Source organism: Marinobacterium mangrovicola, from assembly GCF_004339595.1.
GTDB lineage: Bacteria > Pseudomonadota > Gammaproteobacteria > Pseudomonadales > Balneatricaceae > Marinobacterium_D > Marinobacterium_D mangrovicola.
Genome location: NZ_SMFU01000007.1, coordinates 449,982 through 464,161 on the forward strand (window position 1 = coordinate 449,982; position 14,180 = coordinate 464,161).

The window sequence follows — 14,180 nt, forward strand, 5'->3', positions numbered from 1 at the left end:
ATTGTTGAGGTTACCCATGAATTACCCACAGCCTTCCGGTGACGCTGCCAAATCCGGCGTCTCCTGGAGCGTCGTCGCTATTTTTACCGCCATTGCCGCTTTCCTTGTTTACTCCACGCTGATACCCGACAGCCTTCGGCTCAACGCCGTACTGGTTAGCGTGCTGGTGATGATCACGTTGAGCCTGATGCGGGTGAATGTAGTCATCTCCCTGATCACCTCGGCGCTGCTCGCCGGTTCGATCAGCGACCACAGCATCAAAGAGACGATCGACTCGTTCAATACCGGTATCGGTGGCGGCGCTCAGATCGCGTTGAGTTACGCCATGCTGGGCGCATTCGCGGTGGCGATCTCCAAGTCGGGTATTCCGCATATGTTGGCGGATAAGCTTGCCACTGCTGTCGGTAAGGGTGAAGACCCGCGTCACCTGGGCCTGGTGCGTTATGGCGTGACCGCCGTGCTGCTAATTGCGGCGATCTCGTCACAGAATATCGTACCGATCCATATCGCCTTCATCCCGCTGCTGGTGCCGCCGCTGCTGTTTGTTATGGCGCGTTTGCAGATGGATCGCCGCCTGGTCGCCTGTGTGCTGACCTTCGGTCTGGTGACCCCCTACATGTTGCTGCCGGTGGGCTTTGGCTCCATCTACCTGAATGAAATTCTGCTCAGCAGTATCCAGCGTAGCGGTATGGAAACCGACGGTATCAGCCCGCTGTCCGCCATGGCGATCCCGGCGTTCGGTATGGTTCTGGGGCTACTGGTGGCGGTGTTTATCACCTATCGCGGTAAGCGCGATTACGATCTGAGCCGCATCGAGCGCACCGAAAGCACCGGCGCACGCTATTCAGCGAAAACGCTGATCGTAGCGGTGATCGCGCTGGCTGCCGCCTTTGTCGTACAACTGCTGACCGAGTCCATGGTCTTTGGTGGCATGATCGGTTTTCTGATCTTCTCCCTCTCCGGCGTACTCAAGTGGCAGGAGGGCGATGACGCCTTTGTCGAAGGGATGAAGATGATGGCAATGGTGGGATTTATCATGATCGCCGCCGCCGGTTTCGCCCAGGTCTTGCGTGATAGTGGTGATATTAATTCGCTGGTTGCGACTGCAGCGGCTCTGGTTGATGGCAGCCGTGCCCTGGCGGCGCTGGCGATGTTGATTGTTGGTTTGCTGATCACCATGGGCATAGGTTCCTCCTTCTCCACCGTGCCGATTATTGCGGTGATCTTTGTGCCGCTGGCGATTCAGCTAGGCTTCTCGCCGATGGCGGTGGTAGCGCTGGTGGGGACCGCAGGCGCGCTGGGAGATGCGGGTTCGCCGGCGTCTGATTCCACTCTTGGGCCGACGTCGGGCCTGAACGTAGATGGTCAGCACAACCATATCTGGGATACTGTGGTGCCGACCTTCCTGCACTACAACCTGCCTCTGCTGATCTTTGGTTGGGCTGCCGCAGTGATCCTTTGATCTAGCCTCTCTGGATCTAACCTCCTTGGATCTCACCCTCTTGGATCAAGTCTGCTTTGATCTAAGCAATGTATGGCGGGCCTTTCCGGTTCGCCGTACTTTTCTTGCTGTTATACTCCTTAGCACTTGATAAACGGCTGGCGAGACTCAATCACCAGTTCGACAGTATCTGTTTTAAGGAAGGCATAGATGAATCGGGATTATCAAACGGGCGTCATCGCTGAATCCAGTCGTGATGCGCTGTTTCTGAGCTTCAACGCTATCCAGAGTCCGGGTAACGAGCAGAAGATACGCCAGGTGCTGGCCCAGTTGCCGCAAATGCTGGATGAGGTGCGGGCGGAGATGCCAAACAAGGATCTGCACCTGGTTGCAGGTATCGGCTCTGCGTATTGGGACCAGGTGAGTCCGCATGCTCGGCCTGAGCTGCTGCGCCCATTCCCGGCCTTGGAAAACGGACAGCGCGTGGCGCCGTCGACACCGGTTGATATGCTGTTTATCGTTCGTGCCGCCGCCTATGACGCCTGTCTGGAGCTGGCTTCCCGCATAGGCGACAAGCTTGCCGGCCTTGCCAAGCTTGAGCGTGAGATCCACGGCTTCCGTTACAAAGACACCCGCGATATGACCGGTTTTGTCGATGGCACGGAAAACCCTGAAGGCGATGATCGCCTTGAGGTCGCGCTGGTGGGTGATGAAGATCCCGAGTTTGCCGGCGGCAGCTACCTTCATGTGCAGGTTTACGAGCATAACCTGGATGCCTGGAACCAGATTCCGGTCAAAGAGCAGGAAGATGCGTACGGCCGTACCAAGGAGGATAACGTCGAGTATCCCTGCGACAAGAAATCTCCCCATGCCCATACCAAACGCACCTCGCTGAAAGATGCCGACGGCAACTCCATGGAGATTCTGCGTCACAGCATGCCCTACGGTGACTCAACCTGTAAGGGGCTTGTGTTTGTCAGCACCTGCCGTACTCCAGAGCACTATGAACTGATGCTCAACAGCATGGTTAATGGTGATGAAGAGGGGCGGGCGGACCGGATTCTCGAATTCACCCGCGCTGTTTTTGGTGCCGCGTTCTTTGTGCCCTCCAATGATTGGCTGCGTAGTCTGAAATAACGCTAAATACCCCGCTGAGTACGCCATCCGAATCACCGTTCGGTTGGCGTATTTTTCGTTTTGACGCGGTGCGTATCCTGAGTTTTGCGCTGGGCCCTTAATCTACTTATGATCGTGATTTGCGACTAACTGCTGTCGGGCGCCATCAGGGCGAGAAATCCCCCGGTAGAGAGCGCGACCTAATATCAGCTCATATATACAGGGATGCTCATGCGAAAGCTGGGAGTGGTTTTACTGTCTGTCGCGGCGCTATCTGGCTGCCTGACGAACAATATGGATATGACGCAGCAGATGGCGTCTACGCCGTCGGTGCCGCAGACTCAGGCCCAGATTGAAAAACTGGCACCGAGTAATCCGAATCTCGTTTCTACCTACTATTTCGTACCCGACCTGACCCGCGCCGGGGGCTTGGCGGTGGCGATTAATGGTCGAGCAGCTCGTGTCAGGCTGGAGCTCGATGGCAAAACCATCGCCCGCATTCCAGTTGAAAAGGGGGTTCGGCTGGAGCTGCAACCTAACCAGGTTTATCTGTTGCGCATGGGGGAAGACTGGGATGAGAACCGCGATCTCTTTATGAAGCGGTTTATAAAGATAATGACGCCGGGCATTGGCGAGTTTAAAGCGTTCGACCTCTCCGATGATGAAAGTATTGGCGGCGACACCACCGTTATCGATGTGAAGCGCCTGACGCTGGAAGAGACGCTCGGACGCCTCGATACGTTCGAGCTGATCGAGACTGAGCAGCCGATGCCGCTGATTACAGCGCTGACCGAGTCCTTCAAGCAACAGAGGCAGGAGTGCCTTAACCAAAATCAACTGGCGCTCTGCAAAGCGCTGGTGGAGGACCTTCCGGCGGAGGCTGTGTCTCCAGAGATGGCAGCCCATATTCGTCAGCTTGAAAAGAATGTCGCCGCTGCACAGGCGGAAGAAGCGCGCCGGCAGCAGCTGATCGCCATGGAGCAGGCGCTGCCTGCCAGCGTGCGCCGCGACAAATACATGGTGCAGCTATCGCAGTACCTGAAACAGCAGGATTACCCCAAGGCGCTGGATATCTTTCCCAAACTGGAGGCTTTGCCGATTCAGTCCGACCCTTCGCTGAAGTTTTTCTATGGTGAGGCGCTGCTAAAGACCGGCCAAGACGAAGCGGCGCAGAGAAAACTCTACGAGTACATCAGCGAACAGGGGGCGGGCGCGACCCATTATGTGCGCGCACTGGAGCTGATCAATGCGGCGGAAACGGGAACTGCTCCGCCTCCCCAGGCCAGTCAGCAACAGGCTGCTCAATCAGTGACTCGATCCGCAACCCAGTCTGGCGCTCAACCTGTGGCTCAAAGCGCTGACCGCTCGGCTGCTGCTTCCGGCTCCGGGGCCATTCGCTCTGGCAACGGCAACTTTTTTGCCTGCTATGATCCGGGCAATTTCATCTGTATCGAATACAACATCAACAGCTCGAGCCGTTTTCAGCAGATGCGGCAGCAGTGCCAGCAGGGTGGAAACAGGGTGATCGAATCCTGTGATCGCAATGCGCCGAGCTGTTCGATGACCAGCTCCGTGGGCAGCCAGACTACCTACGTGCATAACATGACCGAGCCCAGTGCCGTAAAACAGGCCTGCCTGGCCAACGGCGGTAGTTTTCGCAATGGTGGCTGAACAGGCGGTTTGTTAATTGATGGAGCAGGATAATCTCAACGAACGTATCTGGCAGGTGGTGGCCGCTATTCCGAAAGGGAAGGTAGCCACCTACGGCCAGGTGGCGGCGCTGGCGGGCGCGCCGCGTCATGCGCGCTATGTCGGCACCGTGCTCAAACGCCTGCCCGCAGGCAGCACGCTGCCCTGGTTTCGGGTGCTTAATGCCAGGGGCGAGCTCTCTTTCCCGAAAGATAGCCCCGCCTACCAGCGTCAGCGCGAAGCACTTGAGGCTGAAGGGGTGGAATTTATCGGCGCCCGTGTCAGCCTTGCCAGCTTTGGTGTGTAACCTTTGGGTGTTTAACCCTCTCAACGGCTTTAGCTTTCTCAATGCGTATTCTTGTTTTATCCGCCTATGATGCCGCCAGCCATCGCGCCTGGCGCAAGGGGCTTGTGGCCTGCTTCCCCGAACACCAATGGACCGAGCTGGCGCTGCCGGCGCGCTATTTCAGCTGGCGTATACGCGGTAACAGCCTGAGTTGGGCGTTTTCAGAGCGAGAAGTATTGAGCCAGCCCTACGATCTGGTGGTGGCCACCTCCATGGTGGACCTGACCAGCCTGCGCGGCTTCGTGCCATCGCTGGGGCAGATACCCACGCTGGTCTACTTCCACGAGAACCAGTTCGCCTATCCCGAGTCCGGGCGCGAATTCCGCAGTGTCGAACCTCAACTGCTGAATATCTATAACGCTCTATGTGGGGATCGGCTGGTATTTAACTCCCGGTTCAACCGCGAAACCCTGCTGGAGGGCGCGCGAAAGCTACTGGCCAAACTGCCGGACCAGGTGCCACCGGGACTGATCGAGCAGATCGAGGCTCGCTCCAGCGTGGTGCCTGTACCTTTGCCGGACAGCGCCTTTGATAAGCCAGCCATAGAGAACGAGACCTGGCCACAGAGGAGCGGATGTCCGGCCGCGGATGATCCGATCCGGATAGTCTGGGCCGCGAGATGGGAGTTCGATAAGGGGCCGGATCGGCTGCTGGCGATTTTGCGTGCGCTGGAGTCCAGGGGTACCGATTTCCGTCTCTGTATCCTCGGCGAGCGCTTCCGTAACAGCCCAAAAGAGTTCGATACCATCGCCCGGGAGTTCAGCCACCGGCTTGACCAGTGCGGTTATGCCGAGAGCCGTGAAGCTTATCTGAGCTGGCTCAGTGGTGGTGATATCTTCCTCTCAACCGCGACCCATGAGTTCCAGGGCCTGTCTGTACTGGAGGCGGTGGCCCAGGGCTGTATACCGGCGTTACCGGCACGCCAGGCCTACCCGGAGCTGTTCAGTGAGGAATATCTCTATCGCGACTGTGGCGAGGATATAGATCGGGAGGCAGGTCTGGCGGCGGACCTGATTCAGAGTCAGGCTGAGGCACTGAAAAACGGCGCACTGGAGGCGCCGCCGGTAGCGGGATTCAGTTGGAGCGCGCTTAAACCTCTTTATGCGGAGCTGTTCAGCGCGCTTACTGCAATGGGAGCTGAATGATCAGTGTGCCTCTCCCTGCTCGCGCAGGATCTCTTCCAGGCTGACCTTGGCACAGACCGTATCCTTGAGAAACTCAATCAGATTACGGGCGGAGCTGCGGATCAGGTTTTCCATGTTCTCATCCAGGCAGTTGCCGTCCTCATCGAACACCTGCTGTACCTTGGCGACCGATACCACCATCGGCAGTGGCAGGGCGCCCACGTGGGAGCAGATGCCGCGCAGCTGTTCGGTGGATTTGATCGCGCCGATCACGCCGGCGGCGACGCCGAGGATAGAGACCGGTTTGTCGGCCAAAACGCTGGGAAAGCCCAGGTTGTCGATGGCCAGCTTCATTGGGCTGCTGATGCCGCCGTGGTATTCGGGTGAGGCGAGAATGACGCCGGTGGCGCCTTTGACGGTGGCCTGAAACGCTTCGATCGCTTTCGGTTTGCGTGCTTCCAGGCCTGGCAGTGGCAGGTCAAGTTCTTCGAGGTGGATCGCGCTTACCTCGACCTCCGGGTATTTCTTCAGTTCATCCAGCGCAACGGCCAGGGCTTTGGCGGTGTAGTTGCCGGGGCGTACGCTGCCGCAGATGGTGACGATTTTGATAGCCAAGGTGTTCTCCTTCAGCGGGTAGAGTTGAACAATCGGGTTCAGTTTAGTCGTTATAACCAGCGCCGGGTTCTGCGCAGAAACAGAACTCTTTTTTCATACCCCGCCTTTACGTGACAGTTAAAGTGATCGGATTGAGCGTTAGATAGAGAGTTATCGACGTTTAACCTCTTTACCTCATGGGTTTACACTGACAAATGCGGCGCTAGTTCGTATTATTCACCTCCCGATTTATCCCGGAGTCCAAGCATGTCTGACACCCCCGTCCGCCTCACTGAATACAGCCACGGTGCTGGCTGCGGCTGCAAGATCTCTCCCAAGGTTCTGGACCGTATTCTTGAGTCTCAGCTGTCGCTGCCGGATTCGCCCAACCTGCTGGTAGGCAACTCCAGTAAGGACGACGCGGCGGCCTACGATCTGGGGGATGGTCAGGTGGTGTTGAGTACGACGGATTTCTTTATGCCGATCGTTGATGACCCGTTCGATTTCGGCCGTATTGCGGCGACCAATGCCATCAGCGATATCTACGCCATGGGCGGCAGACCGCTGATGGCGATTGCGATACTTGGCTGGCCGATTGATAAGCTGGGACCTGAAGTGGCGCAGCAGGTGGTCGATGGCGGTCGCCAGGCCTGCGCCGATGCAGGCATCCCGCTGGCGGGCGGGCACAGTATCGATGCGCCGGAGCCGATCTTTGGTCTTGCGGTCACCGGACTTACCAGCCGTGAGCACCTGAAGCAGAACGACTCCGCCAAGCCGGGGGACAAGCTCTATCTTACCAAGCCGCTGGGCATCGGTATTCTGACCACAGCGCAGAAGCAGAAGAAGCTTCGTGATGAGCACGCCTTCCTGGCGCGGGACATCATGTGTCAGATGAACCGCATCGGCGCCGAGGTTTCCCGTCTGGAAGGCGTTAACGCTATCACCGATGTCACCGGCTTTGGTCTGATGGGCCACCTGGTTGAGGTGTGTGAGGGTAGCGGCGTTGAGGCGCGTATCGATGCGCAAGCGGTGCCGGTGATTCCCGAAGCGCTGGATTACCTGGCCCAGGGCTGCATCCCGGGCGGTACGCTGCGTAATCTTGACAGCTACGGTCATAAGCTCGCTGAAATGGCAGAAGCTGCGCGTCACCTGCTGTGCGATCCGCAAACCAGCGGCGGCCTGTTGATCGCCGTCGATCCAGCCAAAACCGAAGCGCTGGAAACACTGTTGGCAGAGCAGGGAATACATAACACCTGCATCGGTGAGCTGCGGCCCGCCTCCGGTGCTCAGCGCGTCTTTGTCGAAGGCGTGATTGTCGATAAAGAGGTATGCGCGTGAGCCATCGCCCGGACACCGGAGAGTTCCTTGAGATCTTCCTCAACGATATTCCGCTGATCGATACCCGTGCGCCGATAGAGTTTGAGAAGGGCGCCTTCCCGACCAGCGTCAGCCTACCGCTGATGACCAACGACGAGCGCGCCCAGGTCGGTACCTGTTACAAGCATCATGGCCAGCAGGCGGCGATCGAGTTGGGCCACAGTCTGGTCTGCGGCGAGGTTAAAAATGAGCGTGTATCGGCCTGGGTCGATTTCGCCGAGCGTAATCCCCAGGGCTATCTCTACTGCTGGCGCGGTGGGCTGCGCAGCCAGACCTGCCAGCAGTGGATGCAGGAAGCCGGCTGTGATTATCCGCGTATCAGTGGCGGCTACAAGGCGATGCGCCAGTACCTGCTGCGCGAGTTCGAGCAGATCTGTGAGCATCAGCCGAAACTGCTGCTGGCGGGTAAAACCGGCTGTAACAAGACCGATATGGTCAATGCCTTCACCTTTGGCGTAGATCTGGAAGGGCTGGCCCATCACCGTGGTTCCAGCTTTGGCCGCCTACCCGGCGGTCAGCCGACCCAGCTGAGTTTCGAAAACGCCCTGGCGATCGATCTGCTCAAGGCCAAGCATAGCCCTGCGGTGCAGGCTGGGGCGTCGATCCTGTTGGAGGATGAGGGGCGTCTCGTGGGGCGCTGTGCACTGCCACCGGTATTACAGCATGCCATGGAAATCAGCCCACTGATCGTCATGGAAGTATCACTGGAAGAGCGCGTCGAGCACAGTTTTCATAACTATATCCTCGATAAACTGGCGCAGTGGCAGCGGGTATCGGGTGAAGAGGCGGGTTTTGAAGCCTTTGCCGAAGATCTGACCCAATCACTTTATCGGGTGCGTAAACGTCTGGGTGGTGTGCGCTATCGTGAAACGGCTGAGCTGATGGAGCGAGCCTTGCTCAGACATCGTCAGGGTGATCCCGAGATGCACTGGGACTGGATCCTGGCGCTGCTGGTGGATTACTACGACCCTATGTATGACTATCAGTTACGCAACCGTAAGGGCAGGATCGAATTTATGGGCAGCCGCAAAGAGGTGCGTGAATACCTCGCGGCAAAGGAAGTCTAAGTTTATTACTGACAAGGAGCGACCATGTCACAAGCTAAATCCCTGCTTCGTAAAATTACCGCTGTAGCTGCGCTGCTGCCGGCCCTGGCCCAGGCAGATACCTTCGTTTTTACCGCCATTCCCGATGCTGACGAATCCCGCTTGCAGGAGCGTTTCGGTAAGGTAGCGGAGTACCTGGGCGAGCAGCTCGGCGTGGATGTTCAGTACATCCCGGTTAAATCCTACGCTGCGGCGATTACCGCCTTCCGTAACGATCAGGTTCAGTTGGCCTGGTTTGGCGGCCTGTCCGGCGTGCAGGCGCGCAAACTGGTGCCCGGATCCGAAGCGCTGGCCCAGGGTTACGAAGACCAGTTCTTCAAGTCCTACATCATCGCTAACACCTCAACCGGGCTGGAAGCGGGTGATGATCTGAGCGACGAGATCAAAGGCAAGACCTTTACCTTCGGCTCCAAGGGATCCACATCCGGCCGGCTGATGCCTGAGTTCTACCTGCGCGAGCACTTTGGCGCTGCGCCTGAAGAGGTGTTCTCCCGCGTAGGCTTCTCCGGCGATCACAGCAGCACCATCGCCCAGGTACAGTCTGGTGCCTATGAGGTCGGTGCCGTGAACTTCGCTGTCTGGGAGAAAGAGACCGAAGAGGGCAAGATCGACGCCGACAAGGTGAAAGTTATCTGGACCACGCCGACCTATCCCGACTACCAGTGGACCATCCGCGGCGATGTGAACGAGCGCTTCGGTGACGGCTTTAAGGCTAAGGTACGTGAGGTGTTGCTGGGCATGGACGATCCTGATCTGCTGGCCAGCTTCCCACGCGAAAGCTTTGTGCCGGCGTCCAATGATGATTACGTGCCCATCGAGGAAACCGCCAAGGCGATCGGCCTGCTGGACTGACGATGAGCGCGCTCCAAACCAAGAGTAAAACCGAAGGCAAAATGGTGTTTCGGCTGGCGAACGAGTCGCTGACGCTGGGCCGGAACCCCATACTGCATGGCATCGATATGGAGGTCAGCGCGGGTGAGAAGATCGCGCTGATCGGTCCGTCCGGTGCTGGCAAAACCAGCCTCCTGAACCTGCTGCATCAGCAGCAGTCAGGGCAGGTAGCGCTGCAGCCGCAGCAGACCGGACTCGTCGATCTGCTGTCGACCTACCAGAACATCTTTATGGGTGCGCTGGATCGGGTCGGTACTCTGCCGGCGCTCTGGAACCTGATCCGGCCGCTGGCGCAGCACCGCGCCGAGATTGAAAAGCTGGCCGAGACACTGGGGCTTGGCGACAAGCTCTGGCAATCGGTGGATCGGCTTTCCGGCGGCCAGCGTCAGCGCGTCGCCATCGGTCGGGCGCTGTACCGCCAGCAGCCGATTTTCCTCGGTGATGAACCGGTCTCCGCGGTGGATCCGCTGCAGGCAAAACTGCTGCTGGAGCATCTGCTCGATCAACATGAGACCGCCGTGGTCAGCCTGCACAACCGTCAGCTGGCGCTGGAACACTTCGACCGCCTGGTCATCGTTGTGGACGGTCGCATCGTCTGTGATGCGCCGGCTGCGAGCCTGAACGACGCCAAACTCGACAGCTTCTATCAGCAGGATCCAACGCCCGAACCTCCGGCGGAACCGGCCCCCGCCGGCGAGTGGGCGATCTCCGGTTCATGATCTCTCAACTGTTTAAACCCAGAGGCAACTCTTCTGCACGGGCGCTGAACGCCGTCTGCGGGCTGCTGATTCTGCTGGCTTTGCTGGCGCTGCCCTGGGCCGATATCGAAGTTTACTCGGTGGATCCCTGGATCGAGTTGGGCCGTATCGGCCGTGGCCTGGTGATGCCGTATTGGGACGGCTGGCAGATCCTATTGCAGGCAGTGGGGCAGACCATCGCCTTTGCGCTGCTGGCCGTGGCGATGGCCGTGCCGCTGGGGCTGGCCCTGGCGATGCTGTTCCACTGGCGTGCGGTGCGGATCTTCTGCGCCTCGATCCGTTCGGTGCATGAGCTGTTCTGGGGCCTGATCTTTATGCAGGTCTACGGGCTCAGTGCCACCACCGGCTTGCTGGCGATCCTGGTGCCCTTTACTGGGGTGTTCGCAAAGGTGTTTGCCGAGATCTTTGAGCAGCAGGACAGGGCGCCCGCAGAGACCCTGGGATCCGGTGCGCGTGGCATCAAGCGTTATGCCTATACGCTGATCCCGCAGTCCTGGCCGGCACTGACCAGTTATACCCGTTACCGCTTCGAATGCGCGCTGCGCTCCAGCGCGATCCTCGGTTTTATCGGTCTGCCGACGCTCGGTTTTCATCTGGAAACCGCGTTCAAGCAGGGCGACTACTCGGAAGCGGGTGCGCTGCTCTGGGCCTTTATCCTGTTGATCGCGACGATCCGCTTCTGGCTAAGGCCGAGGCTGTTACCGATCTATATTTTGGGTGCTATCTGGCTGCTGCCGGAGACCATCGGTTTCAGTAACGGCGGCTATCTCTGGCAGTTTATCAGCCAGGATATCTGGCCCAAGGCGCTGCTGGCGGGGCAGTGGAGCGAGGCGGCTGACTGGTATGCCGGCATGTTCAGCAGCCAGGTCTGGCCCGGTATCGTGCAGACACTGCTGCTGACCCAACTCGCGCTGGTATTGACCGCTATCGTCGTGCTGTTCACCTATCCCTTTGCCAGCCAGGCACTGGCCGGGCCGGTGATGCGCTGGCCCGGACGTTTCCTGCTGCTGGTGCTACGTTCCATGCCGGAGATGATTCTCGCCTTTGTGTTCCTGCTGCTGTTTGGTCCTTCCGGACTGCCGGCGGTGCTGGCGCTGGCGCTGCATAACGGCGGCCTGATCGCGTTCCTGGTGGCCAACGCCAGCGATGCGGAGTTTGGCAGCCGCCTGGGGCGGCCCGATGATCCCGGCGGCCTGAAACGCTACGCCTATCTGGAAACCCCGCGCCGCTTTCCGGCGATGCTGGCCTTTCTTTTCTATCGCTGGGAGGTGATCCTGAGAGAAAGCGCCATTATGGGGATTCTTGGTATCGCCACCCTGGGTTTCTATATCGACTCGGCATTCGAAGAGATACGTTACGATCGGGCGTTCCTGTTGATACTCGCTACTGCACTACTGAATATACTGGTTGATGCCGTATCCCGCCGACTGCGTCGCGCAGCGGGCGCCGATACGCCGCAACCGGGCCGAACCCACTAGGAAAGAGACAATGGAAGAGCAGGTGACCCAAGAACTGGCACAGTTCCAGGAGATCTACGGCATCGTCGTGGAATTTTTCGTTAACTACAGTTTCCACATCGTCGGCGCGATTCTGATCATGCTCGTCGGCCTTTGGGTGGCGGGCAAGATCTCTGGCATGGTGTTCGCGCTGACCCAGCGCCACAACCTGGATATCACCCTTAGCCGGTTTATCGCCAGCTGCGTCAAGGTGATCCTGGTGGCGATGGTGGCGATCGTCGCGCTGGGAAAACTGGGGATCAGTGTGACACCGCTGGTGGCCATGATCGGTGCCGTCGGTCTCGGCGCCGGTTTGGCGGTACAGGGGCTGCTCTCCAACTACAGCGCGGGTCTGACCATTGTGCTGACACGGCCCTTTGTGGTCGGCGATACCATCAGTGTGCAGGGCGTTACTGGCCTCGTGAAAGAGGTGCATCTGTCACATACGATGGTGACCAACGAGGATGGCGTCGAGATCTCCATCCCCAACAAGCACATCATCGGCGAGATCATCCAGAACTCCCACCAGCATATGCTGGCGGAACTGAGCATCGATATCGCCTACAGCGCCAAGCCCGAGCGTGCTATAGCCGCACTGAACCGGGCGCTGGCAGAGTACAGCGAAGAGCTCTGCCAGGACCCGACGCCCCAGGTAGGTATCGAGAAGTTCGCCGATAGCGGCATCACTATCGGGATCCGCGCCTGGATTCCCACCGAGCGTTACTACGAACTGCTCTACAAGGTGAACCTGTCGCTGTTTAATGCGCTGAAAGCGGAAGGTATCGAGATTCCGTTCCCGCAGCGCGAGGTACGTCTGCTGAATCCCCCGCCGGCGGCCTGAGGACCGGCTTTTCAGCACCGCCAGTCACAACCGAAAAGGCAGAGAACGAGCTGAGAAAAGCGCGTCTCTGCCTTTTTTGTGGGCGGCGTGTCAGGATCCACCGGCCCTTATCTTAAGGCTGTGCCATCAGGTGGCACACACACTGAAAACCAGTTTTCCCAGGTACTGATCTCGCTTAACTTTTAACCCTAAGAGTACTTAGCCATCAGATGACGCACTCATCGATGCAGCAAAACAATAATAATCAGCGAGCTTCACTATGAACCCTACCCAGCACACAGTCGCTCTGCCCCTCGTTCACACCGCGGTTCCGACCCTTGCTTTTCTTCTGCTCTGCCTGAGCACTCAGGCAGTGGCTAGCGCCTTTGCGCTTGCCTTATGAAGAGCGCCAGAGAGCGTTTTGAAGTTCGCTGCTCCTTAAAACAATAATTATCTGGAGAACTTGATGATGAAACCCAGGAAGTTGTTCGCTGGTCTTGCCTTTGCCGGCCTGTTCGGTCTTTCTGCCGTCTCTGCGCAGGCAGAAACCCAGGTGGTGATGCTCGGCACCGGGACACCGGTACCGGATGCCGACCACTCTGGCCCCTCTACCGCTGTCATCTATAACGGCGAAGCCTATATTTTCGACGTGGGTCCCGGGATGGTCCGCAGCGCGATTACCGCCGCACAGAAAAAGGGGATCGACGCCCTTTACCCCACCAAGATCAGGCGCCTGTTTATCACCCACCTGCATAGCGATCATATTCTGGACTACCCGGAACTGGCCTCTACCTACTGGTGGCGTCGAACCGAGGGTAATATCAGTGTCTGGGGCCCGACCGGTTTGAACGAGATGACCGATGGCTACTACCTGATGACCAAGCGCGATATCGAGTTGCGCACCACCGGTCTCAACCCGGTCAAGGATCCCACCGGCTACCAGTACAAAACCCATGAATACGATCAGGGTGGCTGGACCGTAAAAGATGGCGACGTCACCGTCGAAGCCTTTGAAGTCCCCCATGGCGATATCACCCCGGCCTTTGGCTATCGCATCACCACCCCGGACAAAACCATCGTGATCTCCGGCGATACCAGCTACAGCGAAAAGCTGGTCGAGATGGCCAAGGGCGCCGATATCCTGGTGCATGAAGTGATCTGTGAAGAGGGTTGGGAAAAACTGCCGGAGCACTGGCAGAAGTACCACGCCGCTGCCCACACCAAAACCGACATGCTGGCCCGCGTTGCCAACGAAGCCAAGCCGGGCCTGCTGGTGCTGACCCATGTGCTTAGCTACAGCGCGCCGCGCGAAAACACTCTCACAGAAGTGAAGGCGCTTTACGACGGCGAAGTCGTACTGGCTGAAGATCTGGATATCTACTGATCCCGCCGCTTTATCGACCGGTGGGTGACAAAGAGTCA

The 14,180-nt window shown here is 58.3% G+C and carries 13 protein-coding genes; 12 read left to right on the forward strand and 1 reads right to left on the reverse strand.

Annotation, left to right across the window (positions count from 1 at the left end):
* Positions 1–16 precede the first annotated feature (16 nt).
* The 5 genes from CLV83_RS02915 (at position 17) to CLV83_RS02935 (ending at position 5,737) form a co-directional block, all read left to right on the forward strand.
* Positions 17–1,462 (forward strand): Na+/H+ antiporter family protein, encoded by a 1,446-nt coding sequence (locus CLV83_RS02915; protein WP_132287249.1) that lies wholly within the window; start codon positions 17–19, stop codon positions 1,460–1,462.
* A gap of 189 nt (positions 1,463–1,651) precedes the next feature.
* Positions 1,652–2,578, forward strand: coding sequence for a Dyp-type peroxidase (locus CLV83_RS02920; RefSeq protein WP_132287252.1), 927 nt, complete (start codon positions 1,652–1,654; stop codon positions 2,576–2,578).
* Between the two features lie 210 nt (positions 2,579–2,788).
* Positions 2,789–4,228 (forward strand): hypothetical protein, encoded by a 1,440-nt coding sequence (locus tag CLV83_RS02925; RefSeq protein ID WP_132287255.1) that lies wholly within the window; start codon positions 2,789–2,791, stop codon positions 4,226–4,228.
* A 19-nt stretch (positions 4,229–4,247) separates the two neighbouring features.
* On the forward strand, positions 4,248–4,553 hold the full coding sequence (locus CLV83_RS02930) for an MGMT family protein (protein ID WP_207894697.1): 306 nt from the start codon (positions 4,248–4,250) through the stop codon (positions 4,551–4,553).
* A gap of 41 nt (positions 4,554–4,594) precedes the next feature.
* On the forward strand, positions 4,595–5,737 hold the full coding sequence (locus CLV83_RS02935) for a tRNA-queuosine alpha-mannosyltransferase domain-containing protein (RefSeq protein WP_132287261.1): 1,143 nt from the start codon (positions 4,595–4,597) through the stop codon (positions 5,735–5,737).
* Here the strand turns inward: CLV83_RS02935 and CLV83_RS02940 are convergent, their stop codons facing one another.
* On the reverse strand, positions 5,738–6,331 hold the full coding sequence (locus CLV83_RS02940; protein ID WP_132287265.1) for an NADPH-dependent FMN reductase: 594 nt from the start codon (positions 6,329–6,331) through the stop codon (positions 5,738–5,740).
* Positions 6,332–6,577: 246 nt separating this feature from the next.
* Between CLV83_RS02940 and selD the strand changes: the two genes are divergently transcribed.
* The 7 genes from selD (at position 6,578) to CLV83_RS02975 (ending at position 14,142) form a co-directional block, all read left to right on the forward strand.
* Complete coding sequence (selD, locus tag CLV83_RS02945) at positions 6,578–7,648, forward strand: selenide, water dikinase SelD (protein WP_132287268.1); 1,071 nt, start codon at positions 6,578–6,580, stop codon at positions 7,646–7,648.
* Positions 7,645–8,754 carry a tRNA 2-selenouridine(34) synthase MnmH gene (gene mnmH, locus CLV83_RS02950; protein WP_243642261.1) on the forward strand — a complete coding sequence of 370 codons (1,110 nt, stop codon included), beginning with the start codon at positions 7,645–7,647 and terminating at the stop codon, positions 8,752–8,754. The genes selD and mnmH overlap by 4 nt, the downstream gene beginning before the upstream one ends.
* Before the next feature lie 24 nt (positions 8,755–8,778).
* The gene (locus CLV83_RS02955; protein WP_132287274.1) at positions 8,779–9,645 is read left to right on the forward strand and encodes a putative selenate ABC transporter substrate-binding protein; all 867 of its coding nucleotides are present in this window, start codon (positions 8,779–8,781) and stop codon (positions 9,643–9,645) included.
* A 2-nt stretch (positions 9,646–9,647) separates the two neighbouring features.
* Positions 9,648–10,403, forward strand: a complete 756-nt coding sequence (locus CLV83_RS02960; protein WP_243642262.1) for an ATP-binding cassette domain-containing protein — start codon at positions 9,648–9,650, stop codon at positions 10,401–10,403.
* The gene (locus CLV83_RS02965) at positions 10,400–11,920 is read left to right on the forward strand and encodes a PhnE/PtxC family ABC transporter permease (protein ID WP_243642263.1); all 1,521 of its coding nucleotides are present in this window, start codon (positions 10,400–10,402) and stop codon (positions 11,918–11,920) included. The genes CLV83_RS02960 and CLV83_RS02965 overlap by 4 nt, the downstream gene beginning before the upstream one ends.
* 10 nt (positions 11,921–11,930) lie before the next feature.
* A complete protein-coding gene (locus tag CLV83_RS02970; protein WP_132287277.1) occupies positions 11,931–12,779 on the forward strand; it encodes a mechanosensitive ion channel family protein in 849 nt (282 codons plus the stop codon).
* Between the two features lie 445 nt (positions 12,780–13,224).
* Entirely contained in the window at positions 13,225–14,142 is a 918-nt protein-coding gene (locus tag CLV83_RS02975) for an MBL fold metallo-hydrolase (RefSeq protein WP_132287280.1), read from the forward strand.
* The last annotated feature ends 38 nt before the right edge of the window (positions 14,143–14,180 follow it).